General features: G+C 66.4%; 16 protein-coding genes. 6 read left to right on the top strand and 10 right to left on the bottom strand.

Annotated features, from left to right (window positions below; all coding sequences use genetic code 11):
• Positions 1-166: 166 nt before the first annotated feature.
• From LPW26_RS20260 to LPW26_RS20250, 3 genes are read right to left on the bottom strand one after another with little or no spacing between them, the layout of a single operon-like run.
• The gene (locus LPW26_RS20260) at positions 167-1,282 is read right to left on the bottom strand and encodes an ABC transporter permease (RefSeq protein ID WP_238737433.1); all 1,116 of its coding nucleotides are present in this window, start codon (positions 1,280-1,282) and stop codon (positions 167-169) included.
• A 2-nt stretch (positions 1,283-1,284) separates the two neighbouring features.
• Entirely contained in the window at positions 1,285-4,053 is a 2,769-nt protein-coding gene (rbbA, locus tag LPW26_RS20255; protein ID WP_238737432.1) for a ribosome-associated ATPase/putative transporter RbbA, read from the bottom strand.
• Positions 4,050-5,120: an HlyD family secretion protein gene (locus LPW26_RS20250; protein WP_238737431.1), complete on the bottom strand. Its 1,071-nt coding sequence runs from the start codon at positions 5,118-5,120 to the stop codon at positions 4,050-4,052. Before LPW26_RS20250 ends, rbbA begins: the two co-directional genes overlap by 4 nt.
• A 214-nt stretch (positions 5,121-5,334) precedes the next feature.
• Here LPW26_RS20250 and LPW26_RS20245 point away from each other — a divergent pair, with 214 nt between their 5' ends.
• The gene (locus LPW26_RS20245) at positions 5,335-5,919 is read left to right on the top strand and encodes a TetR/AcrR family transcriptional regulator (RefSeq protein ID WP_238737430.1); all 585 of its coding nucleotides are present in this window, start codon (positions 5,335-5,337) and stop codon (positions 5,917-5,919) included.
• A gap of 3 nt (positions 5,920-5,922) precedes the next feature.
• Here LPW26_RS20245 and LPW26_RS20240 read toward each other — a convergent pair whose 3' ends face one another.
• From LPW26_RS20240 to LPW26_RS20215, 6 genes are read right to left on the bottom strand one after another with little or no spacing between them, the layout of a single operon-like run.
• Entirely contained in the window at positions 5,923-6,747 is an 825-nt protein-coding gene (locus tag LPW26_RS20240; RefSeq protein ID WP_238737429.1) for a phosphodiesterase, read from the bottom strand.
• A complete protein-coding gene (locus LPW26_RS20235) occupies positions 6,744-7,565 on the bottom strand; it encodes a phosphodiesterase (RefSeq protein WP_238737428.1) in 822 nt (273 codons plus the stop codon). Before LPW26_RS20235 ends, LPW26_RS20240 begins: the two co-directional genes overlap by 4 nt.
• Before the next feature lie 57 nt (positions 7,566-7,622).
• Positions 7,623-8,903, bottom strand: coding sequence for an ABC transporter substrate-binding protein (locus LPW26_RS20230; RefSeq protein WP_238737427.1), 1,281 nt, complete (start codon positions 8,901-8,903; stop codon positions 7,623-7,625).
• Positions 8,904-8,932: 29 nt separating this feature from the next.
• A complete protein-coding gene (locus LPW26_RS20225) occupies positions 8,933-9,769 on the bottom strand; it encodes a carbohydrate ABC transporter permease (protein ID WP_238737426.1) in 837 nt (278 codons plus the stop codon).
• Positions 9,766-10,710 (bottom strand): carbohydrate ABC transporter permease, encoded by a 945-nt coding sequence (locus tag LPW26_RS20220; RefSeq protein WP_238737425.1) that lies wholly within the window; start codon positions 10,708-10,710, stop codon positions 9,766-9,768. The genes LPW26_RS20225 and LPW26_RS20220 overlap by 4 nt, the downstream gene beginning before the upstream one ends.
• The gene (locus LPW26_RS20215; RefSeq protein WP_238737424.1) at positions 10,703-11,857 is read right to left on the bottom strand and encodes an ABC transporter ATP-binding protein; all 1,155 of its coding nucleotides are present in this window, start codon (positions 11,855-11,857) and stop codon (positions 10,703-10,705) included. Before LPW26_RS20215 ends, LPW26_RS20220 begins: the two co-directional genes overlap by 8 nt.
• Before the next feature lie 146 nt (positions 11,858-12,003).
• Here LPW26_RS20215 and LPW26_RS20210 point away from each other — a divergent pair, with 146 nt between their 5' ends.
• From LPW26_RS20210 to LPW26_RS20190, 5 genes are all read left to right on the top strand, one after another.
• Positions 12,004-12,882: a LysR family transcriptional regulator gene (locus LPW26_RS20210; protein ID WP_238737423.1), complete on the top strand. Its 879-nt coding sequence runs from the start codon at positions 12,004-12,006 to the stop codon at positions 12,880-12,882.
• Between the two features lie 186 nt (positions 12,883-13,068).
• Complete coding sequence (locus LPW26_RS20205; protein WP_238737422.1) at positions 13,069-13,371, top strand: hypothetical protein; 303 nt, start codon at positions 13,069-13,071, stop codon at positions 13,369-13,371.
• 55 nt (positions 13,372-13,426) lie between these two features.
• Positions 13,427-14,698, top strand: a complete 1,272-nt coding sequence (gene ihpA / locus LPW26_RS20200) for a divalent metal ion exporter subunit IhpA (protein ID WP_238737421.1) — start codon at positions 13,427-13,429, stop codon at positions 14,696-14,698.
• The gene (ihpB, locus tag LPW26_RS20195; protein WP_238737420.1) at positions 14,695-15,687 is read left to right on the top strand and encodes a divalent metal ion exporter adaptor subunit IhpB; all 993 of its coding nucleotides are present in this window, start codon (positions 14,695-14,697) and stop codon (positions 15,685-15,687) included. Before ihpA ends, ihpB begins: the two co-directional genes overlap by 4 nt.
• Positions 15,677-18,874 carry an efflux RND transporter permease subunit gene (locus tag LPW26_RS20190; RefSeq protein ID WP_238737419.1) on the top strand — a complete coding sequence of 1,066 codons (3,198 nt, stop codon included), beginning with the start codon at positions 15,677-15,679 and terminating at the stop codon, positions 18,872-18,874. The genes ihpB and LPW26_RS20190 overlap by 11 nt, the downstream gene beginning before the upstream one ends.
• Here the strand turns inward: LPW26_RS20190 and LPW26_RS20185 are convergent, their stop codons facing one another.
• Positions 18,875-19,255, bottom strand: coding sequence for a response regulator transcription factor (locus LPW26_RS20185; protein WP_238737418.1), 381 nt, complete (start codon positions 19,253-19,255; stop codon positions 18,875-18,877).
• Positions 19,256-19,289: the final 34 nt, after the last annotated feature.

Raw genomic sequence — 19,289 nt, 5'->3', positions numbered from 1 at the left:
GCCCCCTCCCCCCCCCCCCCCCCCCCCCCCCCCCCCCCCCCGCCCCCCCCGGGGGGGGGGGGGGGGGGGGGGGGCCCCCCCCCTCCCCGAGCACTGTGCCTGCGTCGCCCTCTCCCCAGCCCTCTCCCGCAAGCGGGAGAGGGAGCGCGCCGGCGTGCGGAGAGAACTACGCGTTCAGGAATCGCCTGAACTGGCGCAACGCCAATGCGAACAGCACGACGCCGATCACCAGCAACGCGGCAAACTGCGGCCACACCACGTCGAGACCAGCGCCGCGGAACAGGATGGCCTGGGACAACGACACGAAGTGAGTGTTTGGGGCCACCAGCATGATGTCCTGAATCACCTGCGGCATGCTCTCGCGCGGCGTCAGGCCGCCGGACAGCGCCTGCAGCGGCACCAGAATCAGCATGATCAGCAGCCCGAACTGCGGCATCGTTCCGGCGGCGGTCGCCAGATAGATGCCCATGCTGGTGGTGGCGAATAGATGCAGCGCGGTGCCGAGCATGAACAGCAGCATCGAGCCCTGCACCGGCACCGCGAGCAGCCCCTGGATCACCACCGCCAGCGCGAAGCTCGACGCCAGCAGCACGACGCCGCCCATCGACCACACCTTGCTGATCATGATCTCGAGCGGCGTCACCGGCATCACCAGCAGATGTTCGATAGTGCCGTGCTCGCGCTCGCGGATCAGCGCGGCGCCGGTTAGGATGATCGACAGCATGGTGATGGCGGTGATCAGCTGATTGATCGCGCCGAACCATCCCTTGTTCAGTTCGGCGTTGAACCGCACCCGCAGCGTCTGCTCGACCGGCACCGAAGCCACCGCACGGTGCCGGGCGAGGAACTCGTTGATCTCGCCGGTGACGATCGACTGCACATAGCCGCCGCCGGTGAAGGCCTGGGTCATGCGGGTGGCGTCGATGTTGAGTTGGATGGTCGGCGATCGCTTCGCCAGCAGGTCGCGCTGAAACTCAGGCGGGATGTCGAGCGCGAACGTATCGAGCCCGGCATCCATCCGCTTGTCCATCTCGGCTTGCGTGATCAGTTTCGGGATCGAGAAGTAAGGCGGGTTGAACGCCGTGATGATCCGCTCCGACACCGGCGAGCGGTCCTCGTCGACGATCGAGATCGCCGCGCGATTGAGCGTCTCCGGCAACGCCTTGGAGCCGGTGTAGATCGAGATCGTGAAGGCGTAGGCGATCAGCGCCAACAGCATCGGATCGCGCAGCAGGCCGCGCAGTTCCTTGACGCCGAGTTGGATGATGTTGGACAGCCGCACGGTTACTTCGCCTGTTTCGGGAGCAGCGCCGCGCCGGCGCCGAGCAGCAGCGGCACGGCGATCAGCAGCGGCACGAACGACGACCACATGTCGGCGAAGCCGAGGCCCTTGGAGAACGCACCGCGTGAAATGTTGACGAAGTAGGTCGTCGGGTAGACTTCGCCGACCAGCGCGCCGAACCCCTGCAGCGACGACACCGGGTCGATCAGGCCGGAGAACTGCAGCGCCGGGATCAGCGTCAGCAGCGCGGTGCCGAAGATCGCGGCGATCTGGCTCTGGATGAAGGTGGACAGCGCCAGCCCGAGGCTGGTGGCGATGACGACATAGAGCAGCGCGCCGACGCCGAACGCCACCAAGCTGCCGGTGAACGGCACCCGGAACACGAAGATCGCGAACGCCGTCAGCAGCACGAAGTTGACCATCCCGAGCAGCACATAGGGCAATTGCTTGCCGATCAGGAATTCCAGCCGCGTGGTCGGCGTCGCGTAGAAGTTGATGATCGAGCCGAGCTCCTTCTCACGCACCACGCTGAGCACCGCCAGCATCGCCGGGATCATCAACAGCAGCAGCGGAATCACCGCCGGCGCCATCGCCACCAGGCTCTTGATGCCGGGATTGTAGCGATAGCGCATTGCGATCTGAAAACTGCCGGCGGCCGCGGCGTCGCCGTAGAGTTCGCGCGCCTTCTGCGTGAGCCAGCTCAGATGCATCGCCTGCGCGTAGCCGCGCGCGGTTTCGGCCCGCGCCGGCATGCCGCCGTCGATCCAGGTGCCGATCTCGACGGGGCGACCGCGCGACACGTCGCGGCCGAAGCCGGGCGGAATTTCGATCGCCATCGTCAGCTCGCCGCTGCGCATCCTGCGGTCGAGATCGGCGTAGTCGGTGATCGGCCGCTGCTCGGCGAAGTAGCGCGATCCGGCGATGTTGAGGATGTAGTCGCGGCTGATCGTGGTGTCGTCGCGGTCGAGCGCCGCGAAGGTCAGCTTTTCCACGTCGAGATTGATGCCGTAGCCGAGCACGAACATCAGCACCACGCTGCCGATCAGCGCCATGGTGGCGCGGATCGGATCGCGCCGCAGCTCCAGCGCCTCGCGTCGCGTATAGGCGAACATCCGCCGCGGATCGAACCAGCTGCGCATCGCCTTGCGAGGAGGTTTGTTCGCTTCGGCTGCGGCCGGCGTCGGTGAAGCGGCGACGGCGGCGGGCTTTGCCTGCGCGCCGATCGCTTCTTCGAGATAAGCGATGAACGCGGTCTCCAGACTGTCGGCCTTGCGGCTCTCGACGATCGCGCGCGGCGAGTCGCTGATCAGGACCCGGCCCGCATGCATCAGCGAGATGCGGTCGCAACGCTCGGCCTCGTTCATGAAGTGAGTCGAGACGAAGATCGTGACGTTATCGTTGCGCGACAGGTCGGAGAGAATTTTCCAGAAGCTATCGCGCGCCACCGGATCGACGCCCGACGTCGGCTCGTCGAGAATCAGGATGCCGGGCGAATGGATCATCGCCACCGCCAGCGACAGCCGCTGCCGGATGCCGAGCGGCAGTTCGTCCGGTAGCTTGTCGATGATCTCCGTGAGATCGAACCGCCGCTCCATCTCGGCGATGCGCGGCGCGATCGTCGCCGGCTCCATCCGAAACAGCCGTGCGTGGAGTTCGAGATTCTGCCGGACAGTTAGTTCGCTATAAAGTGAGAACGCCTGCGACATGTAGCCGACGCGGCGGCGTACCGACATGTCGTTCGGATCGACCTCGTTGCCGAAAAGTTTCGCCTTGCCTTGCGTCGCTGCTAACAACCCGGTCAGCATCTTCATCGTGGTGGTCTTGCCGCAGCCGTTCGAGCCGAGGAAGCCGAAGATCTCGCCCTGCTCGATCCGGAACGACACGTCGTCGACCGCGGTGAAGTCGCCGAACCGCATCGTGAGATGCTCGGCCTCGATCGCAACCTCGGATTCGCCCGTCTTGCGCGGCGGAATCACCACCTCGGAATAGCCGCGGCGCTCGTCTTCGGGCAGCAGCGCGATGAACGCGGCGTCCAGCGTGCTGCCTTGAGTTTGCCTCAACAATTCCGCGGGTGTCGCAGCGGCCAACACGCGCCCGGCATTCATCGCCACCAGGTGGTCGAAGCGCTCCGCCTCTTCCATGTAGGCGGTCGCCACGACGACGCTCATACCGGGGCGCTGCGCCCTGATATCGTTGATCAATTCCCAGAACTGCCGACGCGACAGCGGATCGACGCCGGTGGTCGGCTCGTCCAGAATCAACAGATCCGGATCGTGGATCAGCGCGCAGCACAAACCCAGCTTCTGCTTCATGCCGCCCGACAGCTTGCCGGCGGGCCTTTCCGCGAAGGCCGAAAGCCCTGTATTTTCAAGCAGTTCGGCGATCCGCCGAGCCCGCTCGGCATAGCCTTGTCCGAACAGCCGCCCGAAGAAGTCGACATTCTCGAACACCGACAGCGTCGGATACAAATTTTTGCCGAGCCCCTGCGGCATATAGGCGATCCGCGGACACGACATGCGGCGATGCTTGGCGTCGGCGATATCGCCGCCGAACACGTCGACGCGCCCTTGCTGCACGGCGCGCGCGCCCGAGATAAGTGATAGCAGGCTCGACTTGCCGACGCCGTCGGGGCCGATCAGTCCGATCATGCAGCCGGCCGGCAGATCGAGCGTGATATCATCGAGCGCCAGCGTCTTGCCGTAGCGCAACGTGACGCCGGCGAGACGGACGATCGGCGCCGGCGTATCAGTGCCCGCCGCGGCATCGCTCATTGCACCAGCGCTCCGCTGATCTTCTCCGGCCATTGCGCCTTGGGATCGAGCTGTACGTAGGCGACGCCCGGAAGCCCGGTCTTGACGCGAGCGATGTACTTGCGCAGTAGCTCCTGCGGAATGTGCGCCTTGACGCGGAACATCAGCTTCTGCCGCTCTTCTTCCGTCTCCACCGTTTTGGGTGTGAACTGCGCGGTATCGGCCACGAAGGTCGCCTTCGCCGGGATCACCACATCCGGCAACGCGTCGAGCACCAGCCGCACATTCGCGCCGATCGCGATCTGCCCGGCCTGCGCGGTCGGGAGGAAGAAGGTCATGTACACGTCGCTGAGATCGACGAGATTGAGCACGCGGCCGCCCGCGGCAAGGACTTCGCCGGGCTGCGCGACGCGATACTGCACGCGGCCGTCGCGCGGCGATTTCAGCGTGCTATCATTGATCTCGACCGTGATACTATCGATCGCCGCCTTCGCGGCATCGACGGCGGCGCCCGCATCGACGACCTGAGCCTTCGCAGCGCTGATCGCCGCCTCGGTCGCTGCGAGTTGCGCCTTGGCGGCCGCCACCGCGGCCTTGGCGCCCTGCTCGTTGGCGCGATCGTCGTCGAGAACTTGCTGCGACACCGCGTTGGTCTTGATCAGCGTCTCGGCGCGCGCCAGCCTGCGCTCCAGCGCATCGAGCTGCGCGTCGCGCTGCGCCACCACCGCAATCGCCGCCTCGCGCTCCGCCTCACGCTGATTGACCAGGCTGGTTGCGGTCTGCACGCTGATCGTCGCACGCCGCATCTGTGCATCGGCTTGGCGGCGCTGCGCTTCGAGCTGATCAGTATCCATCCGCGCAAGCACTTGGCCGGCGGCGACGAAGTCGCCCTCCTTCACCAGAATGTCGCGGATGCGGCCGGCCGCCTTGGTCGAGATGTCGATCTCGGTCGCCTCGATCCGGCCGTTGCCGCTGGCAATCCCGGGAGGCAGCGCCTTGGTGCCGAAGCTGCGCCACGCGAAGTATCCTCCGCCCACCGCTGCCACGAGGGCGACGATCGCCACCCAGCGTTTCCAGTCCGTCGCCATCGGCTCTCTCTCCAGTCGGCGCCGCATCGCGAGACGCGAACGGCCGCATCCTCGACATCGGGCATGCGCGGAGTTTGCAGCGCCGCACGCGCAACGCCTTGAGCGAAATCAACAGCCGTTGATGATAGCGGCGTTAGCTGTGTCCCGCATGCATCAACAGGCGATCCGAAGAGTTGTTCGGCGAACAATTTCAACTTTGATTACCGAGGTCTTTATGCTCCAGCCCTCCGCGCCCAAGGGCACGACTCGCGATCGTATTCTCGACGCCGCCATTCTGCGGTTCTCGCGAGGCTCCTACGAGGCGACCGGACTACGCGACATCGCCGCCGATGCCGACGTCGATGTCGCCTACGTGCATCGCTGCTTCGGTTCGAAGGAACGGCTGTTTGCCGCAGCGGTCGAGGCCACGCTGAAGCCACAGTCGCTGCTGACGGGAGAAGCCGAACACCTCGCCGAAACGCTGGCGCACGAGCTTTTTCATCACGGCGAGGGCTATGGGGCGCACGACGTCCGCCCGCTCGATATCGTCATCCATTCGCTGTCGAGCGCCGACGCATCGCGGGTACTACGCGAGGTGGTGGCGCGCAGCTTCATCGAGCCGCTCGCCGCCAAGCTCGACCACGACGACGCACTCAACGCGTCGCTGATCACGGCATTGCTTGCCGGCACCGGCATCCTGCGGACCGTGCTAGGCATCGCGCCGCTGCAGGAGACGGAAGGCGGCCGCCTCGAGGCAATGATGGCGGCAGCGCTCGGCGGCATCATCGCCAGTGCCGACGTGGCCAAACCAGCCACGTAGCTCTCAGAATTCCGCGCGATCGAGCGCAGCCTTGTCGTGCAGCGAGAACAGCGGTCCGTCGTACAGGAACGAGCGCTGATGGATGACGATGCGGTCGCCCTCGACGCTGACATGCGCATAGTCCGGCGGCTCGTGCGAGCCCGGGATGTGGCCTTCCGTCAGCAGATCGAACGCGACCTGATGGGCGAGCGCGCGCTGGATGTGAAACGGAATGCCGCGCCACACGCCGCCGATCGGCCGGTGCAGATGGCCCATGAACAGATAGTCCGGCCGGCGGCTGCGGGCGATCACCTCCCACTCGGCCTCCGGATTGGCGAGCCGGATCGTATCCATGTAGCGCAGCCCGGTGTCGAACGGCGGATGATGCTGGAACAGCAGCAGCGGCCGATCGGCCGGCGCCGAGGTCAGCGCGTGTTCTAGAAACGCCAGCCGCGCCTCGCACAGCAGGCCTGCGTGATTGGGCGCTTCCTCGTTCAGCGTATCGAGCGTCACGATGGTGGCGGCGTCGAACACCTGCATCGTCTGCACGAAGCCGTTGGCATCGCGCGGCACGCCGGGGAAGTAGCGGGCGAAGCCATCGCGCCTGTCGTGATTGCCCATCAGCAGAAAGGTCGGCGCATTGAGTTCGCCCAGCACCTCGGCGAGCGCTTCGTAGGCCGGATCCTCGCCCCAATGCGCCAGATCGCCGGTGACCATCACGAAGGCGATCTCGGGATGATCGCGGTTGATGCAGGCAATCGCGGCGCGCAGCCGCGCGGCGGGATCGAGCCCGTAGATGCGCCGGCCGCGCGCGACGAAATGCGTATCGGTGAGAACGACGAACTTCATCGGACCATCGTCTCCCGATCCCACGCGTGATAATCCGGCGAGCCCTCGACACGGATCGGCCCCTCATAGCCGAACTCGACCATGTGGACCGTGACGTAGTCGTCGCCGACGAAGGCGACGCCGTAGGATTCCGGGAGGTCGGAGGCGCTCAGCATCGCAGTCTCGGAGAACAGCGGATACGACGCGTGGTTGGTGCCGCGCAGCGACGAAGTCGGCACGCCGGCGACCGAGCCGGACAGCGGCAGATGGCAATGGCCGAAGAAGATGTGGCGGATGCGATCGCGATGCGCGCCGACAACGCCGCGGAACGCGGCGTCATCGAGCAGCCGGATCCGATCCATCGGGCCGAGATGGGTCGGCACCGGGTTGTGATGCATGAACAGCAGGAACGGCCCCGGATGCTCGTCGAGCTGCCGCGCCAGCCAGCCGAGCCGGGCGTCGCAATAACGACCCGCATGGGTGTTCGGCTCGACCGTGTCGAGCAACAGGCAGCGCGCCGCCGAGACATCCTGCACGCCTTGGACGAAACCGCCGTCTGCGCATTCGGGAAACACGCTGAGAAACACCTCGCGGCGATCGTGATTGCCGATGCACAGCCGCGTCGGAATCGGAAATTCACCGAGCCGCTGTTTCAGCCAGACGTAATCCTCGCGATCGCCCCAGTCGGACAGATCGCCGGTGATCACCATCAGCTCGGCATCGTGATGATCGCGCAGCACATGCGTCAGCGCGCGCTCGAAATTGCGGCGCGGATCGCGGCCGCCGATGGTCTTCCCCGGCGTCGTCAGATGGATGTCGCTGAGCTGGATCAGTTTCATGGCGTCCTCCGATGAGATGCGGAGCGGTCACCCGCTCCGCATGCTTTGTGTCCTCGATCAGCGCGCCGCGCCGACCGACTTCGGCAGCATCTTCTGGACGTCCTTGGTCATGTCGGCGAGGACCGCTTCCGGCTCCTTGGCGCGCGCACCGCTGACGATCGAATTGAGGTGATCCTTGATCACGTCGGTGATCTTCAGCCCGTTGTCGCCCGGGAACGCGTACCATTTGGTCAGCAGCGCGAGCTGGCTGACGGCAGTGTAGTTGTTGGGGTTCTTCTCGTAGAAGTCCTTGAGGTAGACGTCGTTGGCGACCTTGTTGGGCGGCATGTAGCCGGTGGTCTCGGCCATGATGGCGGCGCCCTTCGGACCGGTCCAGAACTTCACCACTTCCCAGGCGGCGTCGCGCTTGGCCTTGTCCTTGGCGGTGATCAGCACGACGTTGCCGCCGGCCGGCAGCCGGCCGTTCGGCTTCGCGACGTCCGGGAACGGAATGGTCTTCAGCGTAAACTTGCCGCCGATCATCTGGGTGGTCTTGTTGAGGTCGGACGTTGAGGTGATGTGGATGCCGGTCTTGCCGGCCGCGAAAGTCGCGCGCATCGACGGCTGATCGAGATTCGGCATGCCGCCTTCGGTGACGAGACGGGCGATCTGCTTGATGGCGAACTGGCCTTCAGGCCCGTCGAACGCCACCTTGGTCTCATCCGCGTTGAGCATCGTGCCGCCGCGGGCAAACACCGGTGCCTGCCACAGCCAGTTGCCGGTGATGTCCCAGGCGTAGGTGATGCCGTTGGTATCCGGGCCGAGCGCCTTGACCTTCTTGGCGAGGTCGATCAGGCCGTCCCAAGTGGTCGGCAGATTGTTCGGATCGCCGCCGGCCTGCTTCACCAGGTCGACGTTGACATAGACGATTGGCAGCGAGATCGCGAACGGCAGCGCATAGACTTTGCCGCCGGCGGTGCCGATGTCGTACATCGCCTGATGGAAGCCCTGCTTGTCGAAATCCTTCTCGGCCGCGATGTAGCCGCCGAGCTCGGCGGGGATATTCTTGTCGACCAGCACGCGGATGCGGTTCAGGCCCTGGAAGGTGACGTCAGGGAGCTGGCTCGTGACCGCCTCGCGCAGCACCTTCTGGGTGCCTTCTTCATAGGACTCGTAGGGCGCGCGCAGCGTCAACTTGATCTCCGGGTGCACCTTGGCGAATTCCGCGGCGATCTGCTTGTGGGTTTCGCTGAACAGCTCCGGATACGGATACTGCAGCACCACTTCGGTCTGGGTCTGCGCGTGGGCCATGCCTGCGACGAGCGAAAAGGCCGCCGCCACCATCCAGGTTCTCATCATTGAGGGTCTCCTTGTGTGAGAGGACGTGATTATTTGAGGCCAGTGAGAGTGATGCCTTCGATGAACCGCCGCTGCGCGAGCAGGAAGGCGATCACCAGCGGCGTGATGATGACCAATGCGGCCGCCATCAGCGGGCCGTAATTGGTGCCGGCCTCGGCGTTGCGGAAGTGCGCGACCGCGAGCGGCGGCGTGTAGTAATTCTGGCTGTTGAGCACGATCAGCGGCCAGAAATAGTCGTTCCAGTGCGCCACCACCGAGAAGATGCCGAACGCCGTGACGGCCGGGATCGCGGTCGGCAGCATCACCCGCCAGACGATGCCGAATTCGGAGATGCCGTCCATCCGCGCGGCGTCGATCAGATCGTCCGGCACGGTCTTGAAGAACTGCCGCATCAGGAAGATGCCGAACACCGAGATGGTGAACGGCAGCACCAGCGCCGCGTAGCTGTCGAGCGCGCCGAGCTTGTGCAGCAGCAGGAACACCGGGATCGCGGTCGCCTGCGGCGGGATCAGAACGCCGAACAGCACCAGCGCGAACAGCGTGCCGCGGCCGAGGAAGCGCAGCTTGGCGAGCGCATAGGCGGCCGGCAGCGCGATCAGGATCTGCAGCGCGAAGATCGACACGGTGACGATCAGGCCATTGAGCAGGTAACGCCACAGATCGGCCTTGGCGAAAGCCTCCTGCAGGTTCTCCCACAGCGCGAAGTGATGCGGGATCAGATGCAGCTCGCTGGAATAGATCTCGTCGGCCGGCTTCGACGCTGTCGACAGCATCCAGATGAACGGCGCCAGCACCACCAGCGCGCCGGCGAGTAGCACGGCGTGGCGCAGCAGCGGCCACGGGCTCAGTTTGATCGCGCGACTCATGTGTAATGTACCTGACGGGCGGTGAGCTGGGCCTTGACTAGTGTCAGCGCCAGCACGAACACCAGGAACACCACGGTCAGTGCCGCGGCGTAGCCGGAGCGGAAGAACTCGAAGCCTTCCATGTACATGGTGTGGATCAGCACCTCGGTCGACTTGGACGGGCCGCCCTTGGTCAGCACATGCACGGTGTCGAACACCTGAAACGAGCGGATGCCGGTGATCACCACCACGAACACCGTGACCGGCCCGAGCAGCGGCCAGGTCACCAGCCGGAACCGCGACCACGCGCTGCCGGCGCCGTCGATCTCGGCAGCGTCGTAGAGCGGCTTCGGGATCGAGACGAGGCCGGCGAGAAACAACACCATGTTGAAGCCGAGCGCCTGCCAGATGCCGATCACGCACAGCGACAGCAGTGCCGTGCTGCGCTCCTGCAGCCAGCCATGGGCGGGCAGGCCGACGCTGCGCAGCAGGCCGTTCACCAGGCCGAACTGCGGATGCAGCATGAACTCCCAGACGATCGCCATCGCGATCAGCGTCGCCATCACCGGCAGGAAGTACACCGTGCGATAGAACGCGCGCATTCCGGTTTCGCTCTGGATCAGCAGCGCGACGCCGAGGCCCAGCACGACCGAGCCCGGCACCACGACCACCACATAGGTCAGCGTGTTGGTCAGCGAGATCCAGAACGTCTTGTCGGCGACCATGTCCTGATAATTGGCGAGCCCGATCCAGTCGAAGGACGGCGCGCCGAGCTGATAGTCGGTGAAGGACAGCGCGATGACACCGAGCAGCGGACCGATCAGCATCAGCAGCATCAGCACGATCGCCGGTCCGACCAGCGCATAGGCAGCGCCGCCGCGCAGCCGAATTGGCCGCCGCTTCGTGACGGCCGCAGGGCGCGGCAGCGCGAGGGTGCCTTGGGTGAGAACCGCGTCAGACACCGGCCACCTCCAGGGCGCGGACCACCGCCGGCGCCGCATGCGCTTCGATCCGCTTGCCGCCGGCATCGAACAGCCGCACCGCGTCCGGCGCGAAGCCGAACCGCAGCGCACTGCCGATCGGCGGCAATGCGCGCACGTCCGCCAGCCGCGCCAGCACCGGCGTCGCGAGGCCCTCGACGCCGAGGTGCACGAACGCCTCCGCGCCCATGTTCTCGACATGCACGACGGCACCGGCGAACGGCCCCGAACCGACCTGGATGCGCTCCGGCCGCACGCCGATCCGGCACGGCCGTGCGATTCCGGACGCGGCGACGCCGAGCCGCTGCCCGAGCGCCTCGACCTGCCCGTCGGTGCGGACCTCGCCCGGCAGCACGTTGATCTTCGGACTGCCGACGAATTCGGCGACGCGGATGTCGCGCGGATTGTCGTAGACCTCGGCGGGACGGCCGACCTGCACCAGCTCGCCGCCGATCATCACGGCGATGCGGCCGGACATCGTCATCGCTTCGGCCTGATCGTGGGTGACGTAGATGAAGGTCGCGTTGAGGCGGCGATGCAGCTGCGCGATCTCGGCCCGCATATGCACGCGCAGCTTGGCGTCGAGATTCGACAGCGGCTCGTCGAACAGGAAGGCGACCGGCCGCCGTACGATGGCGCGGCCGACCGCCACGCGCTGGCGCTGGCCGCCCGAGAGCTGGCCCGGCTTACGCTTGAGAAAAGCGGACAGCTCGAGCTGCGCCGCGACGTGCTCGACCTCCTGCCGTATCTCACGCTCGACGCGGTAGCGGTTCGGCAGCAGCCGACCGAGCGCCGGCATCCGCTCCAGCGTCGTCAGCCGCTTCATCCGCAGCGGCACCGCGATGTTGTCGAACACGCTGAGATGCGGATAGAGCGCGTAGGATTGAAACACCATCGCCAGATTACGCTGGCTCGGCCGCACGCCGTCGACCACGTCGCCGCCAATGCGTACTTCACCAGACGTCTGCGCTTCGAGGCCGGCGATAATCCGCAACAAGGTCGACTTGCCGCAGCCCGACGGGCCGACCAGCGAGACGAACTCGCCGTCTTCGATCGAGAGATCGACGCCCTTCAGCACATCGGTGCCGTCGAAGGATTTGCGGATCTCGCTGAGTTCGATTGTCGCCATGCCGCCTGTCCCTCATCTGCAATCCACAGGCATCTGGCTAAGGGCGGCGTCTGACGGTCACATAACAGTCAACAGCTTTGCTTATGGTCTGCGCAGGATTTACTTGGATCGGCTGCGCCTCAGCGCGGCCCGGGAGAGCGAAGGCAGTGGCTTTGACGTCGGCGCGGATGCGCGCGGTGAACGCCGTGTTCGAGACCGGCTCGTTCGCCGCGGCCGCTCGTCGCATCAGGGTTTCGCAATCGGCGGTCGCGCAACTGGTGCGCGACCTCGAGGCCGAATTTCAGGTGGCGCTGTTCGAGCGCAGCGGCGCGAGCCTGATCCCGACCTCGCTGTGCCGCCAGCTTTACGGCGCGATCAGCAAGATGCAGGCGGTCGAGGCCGACGCGCTGTCGATCCTGCAGCAGCGCGGCGAGCCGGCGGGCGGCGAACTCCGTGTCGGCCTCGGCAATTCGATGCCCGGCATGGCGCTGATCGCATCGTTCAAGCGGCTCTATCCGAAGGTGCAGGTCGCGATCGAGATCGGCAGCTGGTCCAACATCGTGGCGTCCGTGGTCGAGCAGCGCGTCGACATCGGCGTGCTGCCCGAGGTGCCGGAAGACACCCGGTTTCGCCGCGAGGTCTGCCTGACGCAGCGCGTCGTGGCGCTGTGTCATCCCACCCATCCGCTGCAGGATCGCGTACAGGTCTCGCTCGCCGAGCTGACGGCGTTTCCGCTGGTGTTCCGCTCGCGCGACTCCTCGACGCAGCGCACCGTCGATCGCGCCTTCCGCGAGCGCGGCCTGCGTCCGAGTCCGTCGCTGATCGTCAACACCCGCGAGGGCATGCTCGAGGCCGTCGCCAACGATCTCGGCATCGGCTTCATGTGGGAACATGGATCGAGCCGCGCCGACGGCATCAGCCGGATTCCGGTGACGGAACTCGACGCGAGCGTGCCGGAATGCATCTTTGCGCTCGCCGGCAAGAAAGGCCGGCTGGTCGAGCTGTTCTTTCACGCGCGCGATGCCTCCGGTGTTGCGCAGGCTTGAAGCAGCGCGCTCTGTTGCGGGCGTGCAGCCTGTGACGAAGCCTGTAACAATGTTGCCGCTCGACGCCGCGGCGACACGCGTGCTACCCAGACCGCCACTATCCGCAGAGGTTCGATATTGACCGCGTTTCGTCCGGCATCAGGCACAAGCTTCGCACGCACATCTCGTGCGCTCGCGATCGTGCTCGTGGCCGCGACGTATCTGCTGTCGGGCCTGATCCATGGCGGTTGCGATTTCGACTTCGCCACGATGGGCGGAGGATCGCAGGTCGCGATGATGTCGGCTTCGGCCGATGGCGGACAGCACAGCGACGGCGACACGCTCGCCGGTCATCACTGCCATAGCTGTTTCTCGGTGTCGGTGCCGGCCTCGCCCGTCCCGGTGCTCGTGGCGACGACGCTGAATGCGACGCTGCTGGGTCATGCCACGGCAACGCTGATCGATCGCGCCTACGGTCTCGATCCGCCGCCGCCAAAACCCCTGACCTGACCGCCATCGCCGGGCGCATCCGCGCCCAAGCTCTGCCGTCGATCAGGTTTCATCCATGCTTATCCGGCCCGCCACGCGTCTCGCGTGCGCGTTGGCATTGCTGCTCAGCCCCGCGCTGAGCGGCGTGTCGCATGCACAATCACTCACGCTGAAGTCCGCGCTGCAGCGCGCGCTCGCCGCCAGTCCGCGGCTGACCGCCGCCGAGCGTGACATCGGAATCGCCACCGGCCAACGCATCCAGGCCGGCACGCTGCTCAATCCGGAAGTCTCCTACGAGCAGGACGACTCGTTCGGAACCGGCGCCTATCGCGGCACGCGATCGGCGGAGACGACGCTGCAGATCAGCCAGATGTTCGAGCTGTTCGGCAAGCGCGACGCGCGCATCGCGGTCGGGCAGGCGGGCATCGAAGTCGCCGCCGTGCAGCGCCGCGCGGTGCGGCTGGAGATCCTGTCCGAGACGGCGATCGCCTTCGTCAGCGTGCTCGGCCTGCAGCAGCGCATCGCCATTCTGGATCAGCAGGTCGCCGCGATCGACAAACTCACTCCGCTGTTGCAACGCCGCGTCGACGCGGGCGCCTCGTCACCGGCCGAAACCGGCCGCGCCGAAGTCGCCTCCGCGCTGGTGAAGGCTGACCGTGAGCGCGTGCGCGCGACGCTCGCCAGCGCGCGACGCGAACTCGCGGTGCTGATGGGCGACACCGCGCCGAAATTCTCGACCGTGTCAGGCCGGCTCGAAGTGCTCGGGCGGCCGCCGAGCTTCCAGTCCGTGGTGCAGGCGATCGACGCCAACCCGCAGCTGATGCGCTGGACTGCGGTGTATGCACAGCGCAACGCCGAGCTGTTGCTGGCGCGGCTGAAGCCGTATCCGGACGTCCGCGTCGGCGCCGGCTGGCGTCACTACAACGACAGCAAAGACGACGCCGTCCGGCTGTCGATCTCGGTGCCGATCCCAGTGTTCGACCAGAACCAGGGCAACATCCTGTCCGCGCAGGAGAGCCTGGCGAAGACCGCAGCCGAACGCGCCGCCAATCGCAACACGCTGATCGTGCTCGCCGGCCGCGCCTACGACTCGCTGCAGGGCGCGCTCGCCGAACTCAAAGTGCTGCGCGAGGTCGCGATCCCGAAGGCGCGCGACGCCGCGGCGGCGATCGCCGAGGGCTACGGCCAGGGCCGCTTCTCGCTGCTCGAAGTGCTCGACGCGCAGGCCAGCGTCGCCCAGGCGCAGCTCCGCGAGCAGGAAGCGCAGCAGAATTTCCATGTCGCCGTCGCCACCATCGAGGGGCTGGTCGGCAATCCGTTTTCACTGGCGCGGGGGAGCGCACGATGAACAGGACCGCAACGGTCATCGCGATCATTCTGGCCGCAGCCGCCGGCGCGCTCGGCACGCACTATCTGGCGCCTGACGAGCACGGCTCGCCAGCCGAACACGCCCACGGCAAAGCCGCCGAGGGTGAAAAGAAATCCGGCGGCCACGCCGAGCAAGACGAACACGGCGCCGAACGCATCCTGATCAGCGAGCTCAAGCTGGCGGCGGCCGGCGCGAGCTTCGCCGAGGCCGGGCCGGCGACGCTGAGCGACTCGCTGGCGCTGAACGGCATCCTGCGCGCCAACCAGGAGACCTTGGTGCAAGTCACGCCGCGCTTTCCCGGCCTGGTCCGCACCATCCGCAAACGGATCGGCGATCAGGTGATCAAGGACGAGCCGATGGCGTCGATCGAAAGCAACCAGAGTCTGACCAGCTACGAGCTGAAGTCGCCGCTCGCCGGCACGGTGATCGACCGCCAGATCTCGCTCGGCGAATACGCCTCCGAGCAGAAGCCGGCCTTCGTGGTCGCCGACCTGTCGACGATCTGGGTCGACCTCTCCGTTTATCGGCAGGACATCCAGCGCGTGAAGATCGGCGACGAGGTGCTGATCGATCCCGACGACGGCGGCGGCGAGATCAAGGGCCGCATCGCGTACCTCGCGCCGATCGGCGCGCTCGACACCCAGACCGCGCTGGCGCGCGTGGTGCTGCCGAACCCGGACAGCCGGCTGCGGCCGGGCCTGTTCGTCACCGCGCGGCTGGTGCTCGCCAAGCGCGACGTCGCGGTCGCGGTGCGGGCCGGCGCGATCCAGATGCTGGAGAACAAGACCGTGGTGTTCGTGCGCGAGGCAGACGACGCGCTCGAAGCGCGGCCGGTCGTGCTCGGCGAGCAGGATGCCCGCTTCGTCGAAGTCAAAGCGGGGATGGCGCCCGGGGAGCGCTACGTCGCGGAGAATTCCTTCGTGGTGAAGGCCGAGATGGGCAAGGGCGAAGCCGAACATGGCCATTGAGCGCCTTCTCGCCTTCTCGATCCGGCAGCGCTGGCTGGTGCTGATCGCCGCACTCGGCCTCATGGCCTTCGGCGCATGGAATTTCACCCGGCTGCCGATCGACGCGGTGCCGGACATCACCAACGTGCAGGTGCAGATCAACGCCCAGGCGCCGGGCTACTCGCCGCTCGAGACCGAGCAGCGCATCACCTTCCCGGTCGAGACCGCAATGGGCGGCCTGCCGAAGCTGTCCTACACGCGCTCGCTGTCGCGCTACGGGCTGAGCCAGGTCACCATCGTGTTCCAGGACGGCACCGACATCTACTTCGCCCGCCAACTCGTCAACGAACGGATCCAGCAAGTACGCGACCAGCTTCCGGCCGGCGTCGACGTCGCGATGGGGCCGATCTCCACCGGCCTCGGCGAAATCTACATGTACACGGTCGAGGCCAAGCCCGGCGCCTCCAACGCGGACGGCAAGCCCTATACGCCGAGCGACCTGCGCACCGTGCAGGACTGGATCATCAAGCCGCAGCTACGCAACGTGCCGGGCGTGATCGAGATCAACAGCATCGGCGGCTATCAGCGGCAGTTCCACGTGCTGCCCGATCCCGGCAAGCTGATCGCCTACCGGCTCGGCTTCCGCGACCTGATGGTCGCGCTCGCCGCCAACAACGCCAATGTCGGCGCCGGCTATATCGAGCGCAATGGCGAGCAATATCTGGTCCGCGCGCCCGGCCAGGTCGGCACCAGCGCCGAGATCGAGACCATCGTGGTCGGCTCGCGCGGCGGGATTCCGGTGCGGATCAAGGACGTCGCGCAAGTCGTCGAAGGCACCGAGCTGCGCACCGGCGCCGCGACACTGAACGGCGACGAAACCGTGCTCGGCACCGCGATGCTGCTGATCGGCGAGAACAGCCGCACCGTGGCGCAGCGCGTCGCCGCCAAGCTGCGGGACATCGCCGGTTCGCTGCCCGACGGCGTGATCGCCCGCACCGTCTACGATCGGACCCATCTGGTCGAAGCCACCATCAAGACGGTGGAGAGCAACCTGCTCGAAGGCGCAACGCTGGTCGTGGTCGTGCTGTTCCTGATCCTCGGCAACATCCGCGCCGCGCTGATCACCGCCTGCATCATCCCGCTGTCGATGGCGATGACCATCACCGGCATGGTCGAAACCAAGGTGTCGGCCAACCTGATGAGTCTCGGCGCGATCGATTTCGGCATCATCATCGACGGCGCCGTGATCATCGTCGAGAACTGCCTGCGGCTGCTCGCCGCCGCGCAGCACGACAAAGGCCGGCTGCTCAGCCTCGAGGAGCGGATGCAGACCATCCTGGCCGGCGCCAGCGAGGTGATCAAGCCGAGCCTGTTCGGCACGCTGATCATCGCGGTGGTGTATCTGCCGGTGCTGACGCTGACCGGCGTCGAGGGCAAGATGTTTACTCCGATGGCGCTGACCGTGCTGATGGCGCTCGGCGCCGCGGCGCTGTTCTCGATCACCTTCGTGCCGGCGGCGGTCGCGATCTTCGTGTCCGGCAAGGTGTCGGAGACCGAGAACATCGTGATGCGCGGCGCCAAGCGGATCTATCTGCCGCTACTCACGCGCGCCATCACTTATCGCAAGACCGTGGTGGTCGCCGCGATCGCCATCACGCTGGCGAGCGGCTTTGCGGCAACCCGTATGGGCGGCGAGTTCATTCCGAGCCTCGACGAGGGCGACGTCGCGCTCGCGGCGATCCGGATTCCCGGCACCAGCCTGACGCAGTCGCTCGCCTTGCAGATGGCGCTGGAAAAGCGCGTGCGGCAACTCCCCGAAGTAAAGGACTTCTTCACCCGCACCGGCACCGCCGAAGTCGCGACCGACCCGATGGCGCCGTCGATGTCGGACGGCTACATCATGCTGAAGCCGCGAAGCGAATGGCCCGATCCGGCCAAGACCAAGGCCGAACTGGTCGAGGAGATCGAGAAGGCGGCCGAGGATATCCCCGGCAGCAACTACGAGATTTCCCAGCCGATCCAGCTGCGCGTCAACGAGCTGGTGTCGGGCGTGCGCAGTGACGTCGGCATCAAGGTGTTTGGCGACGACCTCGACATCCTGCAGAACGCCGCCAAGCAGGTGCAGGCGGTGATCCAGGGCATTCGCGGCGCCACCGACGTCAAGACCGAGCAGGTCGCCGGCCTGCCGATCCTCACCGTCAAGATCGATCGTCCGGCGCTGTCGCGCTACGGGCTCAGCGTCGCCGACGTGCAGGGCATCGTCGAGATGGCGATCGGCGGCAAGAGCGTCGGCAAGCTGTTCGAGGGCGACCGCCGCTTCGACATCGTGCTGCGGCTGCCGGAGCGGCTGCGCATCAGCCCCGAGGCAATCCGCGCGATTCCGATTCCGCTGCCGCCGGCCGACGAACAAGCCACCGGGTTCACCAAGGCGGCGATCGGATCGCAGGCGCTGCAGATGCGGCACATCCCGCTCTCCGCGGTCGCCACCGTCGAGGCCGCGCCGGGACCGAACCAGATCAGCCGCGAGAACGGCAAGCGCCGCATCGTGGTGACGACGAACGTGCGCGAGCGCGACCTCGGCTCGTTCGTGGCCGAAGCTCAGCAAGCCGTGGCAGAGAAGGTGACGCTGCCGGCCGGCTACTGGATCGGCTGGGGCGGCCAGTTCGAGCAGCTGGTGTCGGCAAGCAAGCGGCTCACCATCGTGGTTCCGGTCGCGCTGCTGCTGGTGTTCCTGCTGCTGTTCATGAGCCTGAACTCGGTCGCCGACGCGCTCTTGGTGTTCAGCGGCGTGCCGCTGGCGCTGACCGGCGGTGTCGCGGCGCTGCTGCTGCGCGGCATCCCGCTGTCGATCAGCGCCGGCGTCGGCTTCATAGCGCTGTCGGGCGTCGCCGTGCTCAACGGCCTCGTCATCATCGCCTTCATCGAGCGGCTGCGCCGCAACGGCAAGCCGGTGATCGACGCGGTGCGCGAAGGCGCGGTGACGCGGCTACGGCCGGTGCTGATGACCGCACTGGTCGCTTCGCTCGGCTTCGTGCCGATGGCGATCGCCACCGGAGCCGGCGCCGAGGTGCAGCGGCCGCTGGCGACCGTGGTGATCGGCGGCATCATCTCGTCCACCATCCTGACGCTGCTGGTGCTGCCGGCGCTGTACGCGCTGTTCCGCAAAGACAGCGCCACTACCGAGCTCGGCACGCAGGCGCGCGGCTGATCAACCGCGCGCTGATCGCGCCAACGCCTGCTCGATACATTGCACCATGGTCTGCGCGTCGAACGGCTTGCTCAGAAACGCGATCGCGCCGAGTGCGCGCGCCCGCGCTTCGGCCCGTTCCTCCGGGAAGGCGGTGATGAACACCACCGGACAGGCGTTCCCCTCGGCGAGCAGCCGCGCGTGCAGATCGAGGCCGCTGAGGCCCGGCATCTGCACGTCGGTGATGAGGCACGCGGCTGAGTTGCGCAGCTCGGACTCGAGATAATTCTGCGCCGACGAAAAACCTCGGGCCTCGTAGCCCAATGATCGCACCAGCGCGACGATGGCGACTCGAACATTCTCGTCGTCATCGATCACCGCCACGATCTTGCCGATGGTCATTGCTGCCATCCTCAAGGGTGATGCAGTGCGAACC

This window comes from Rhodopseudomonas infernalis (genome assembly GCF_022271405.1).
In the GTDB taxonomy this organism is placed as follows: domain Bacteria; phylum Pseudomonadota; class Alphaproteobacteria; order Rhizobiales; family Xanthobacteraceae; genus Rhodopseudomonas; species Rhodopseudomonas infernalis.
The sequence above is the reverse complement of the archived record's forward strand: the minus strand, read 5'-3'. Positions and strand labels throughout refer to the sequence as shown.

Bases quoted from the DNA above. Each gene is read 5' to 3' on its own strand.
- LPW26_RS20230 (WP_238737427.1), bottom strand. From the start codon at position 8,903: ATGATGAGAACCTGGATGGTGGCGGCGGCCTTTTCGCTCGTCGCAGGC.
- ihpB (WP_238737420.1), top strand. From the start codon at position 14,695: ATGAACAGGACCGCAACGGTCATCGCGATCATTCTGGCCGCAGCCGCC.
- LPW26_RS20250 (WP_238737431.1), bottom strand. From the start codon at position 5,120: ATGGCGACGGACTGGAAACGCTGGGTGGCGATCGTCGCCCTCGTGGCA.
- ihpA (WP_238737421.1), top strand. From the start codon at position 13,427: ATGCTTATCCGGCCCGCCACGCGTCTCGCGTGCGCGTTGGCATTGCTG.
- LPW26_RS20240 (WP_238737429.1), bottom strand. From the start codon at position 6,747: ATGAAGTTCGTCGTTCTCACCGATACGCATTTCGTCGCGCGCGGCCGG.
- LPW26_RS20185 (WP_238737418.1), bottom strand. From the start codon at position 19,255: ATGACCATCGGCAAGATCGTGGCGGTGATCGATGACGACGAGAATGTT.
- LPW26_RS20235 (WP_238737428.1), bottom strand. From the start codon at position 7,565: ATGAAACTGATCCAGCTCAGCGACATCCATCTGACGACGCCGGGGAAG.
- rbbA (WP_238737432.1), bottom strand. From the start codon at position 4,053: ATGAGCGATGCCGCGGCGGGCACTGATACGCCGGCGCCGATCGTCCGT.
- LPW26_RS20245 (WP_238737430.1), top strand. From the start codon at position 5,335: ATGCTCCAGCCCTCCGCGCCCAAGGGCACGACTCGCGATCGTATTCTC.
- LPW26_RS20225 (WP_238737426.1), bottom strand. From the start codon at position 9,769: ATGAGTCGCGCGATCAAACTGAGCCCGTGGCCGCTGCTGCGCCACGCC.
- LPW26_RS20215 (WP_238737424.1), bottom strand. From the start codon at position 11,857: ATGGCGACAATCGAACTCAGCGAGATCCGCAAATCCTTCGACGGCACC.
- LPW26_RS20190 (WP_238737419.1), top strand. From the start codon at position 15,677: ATGGCCATTGAGCGCCTTCTCGCCTTCTCGATCCGGCAGCGCTGGCTG.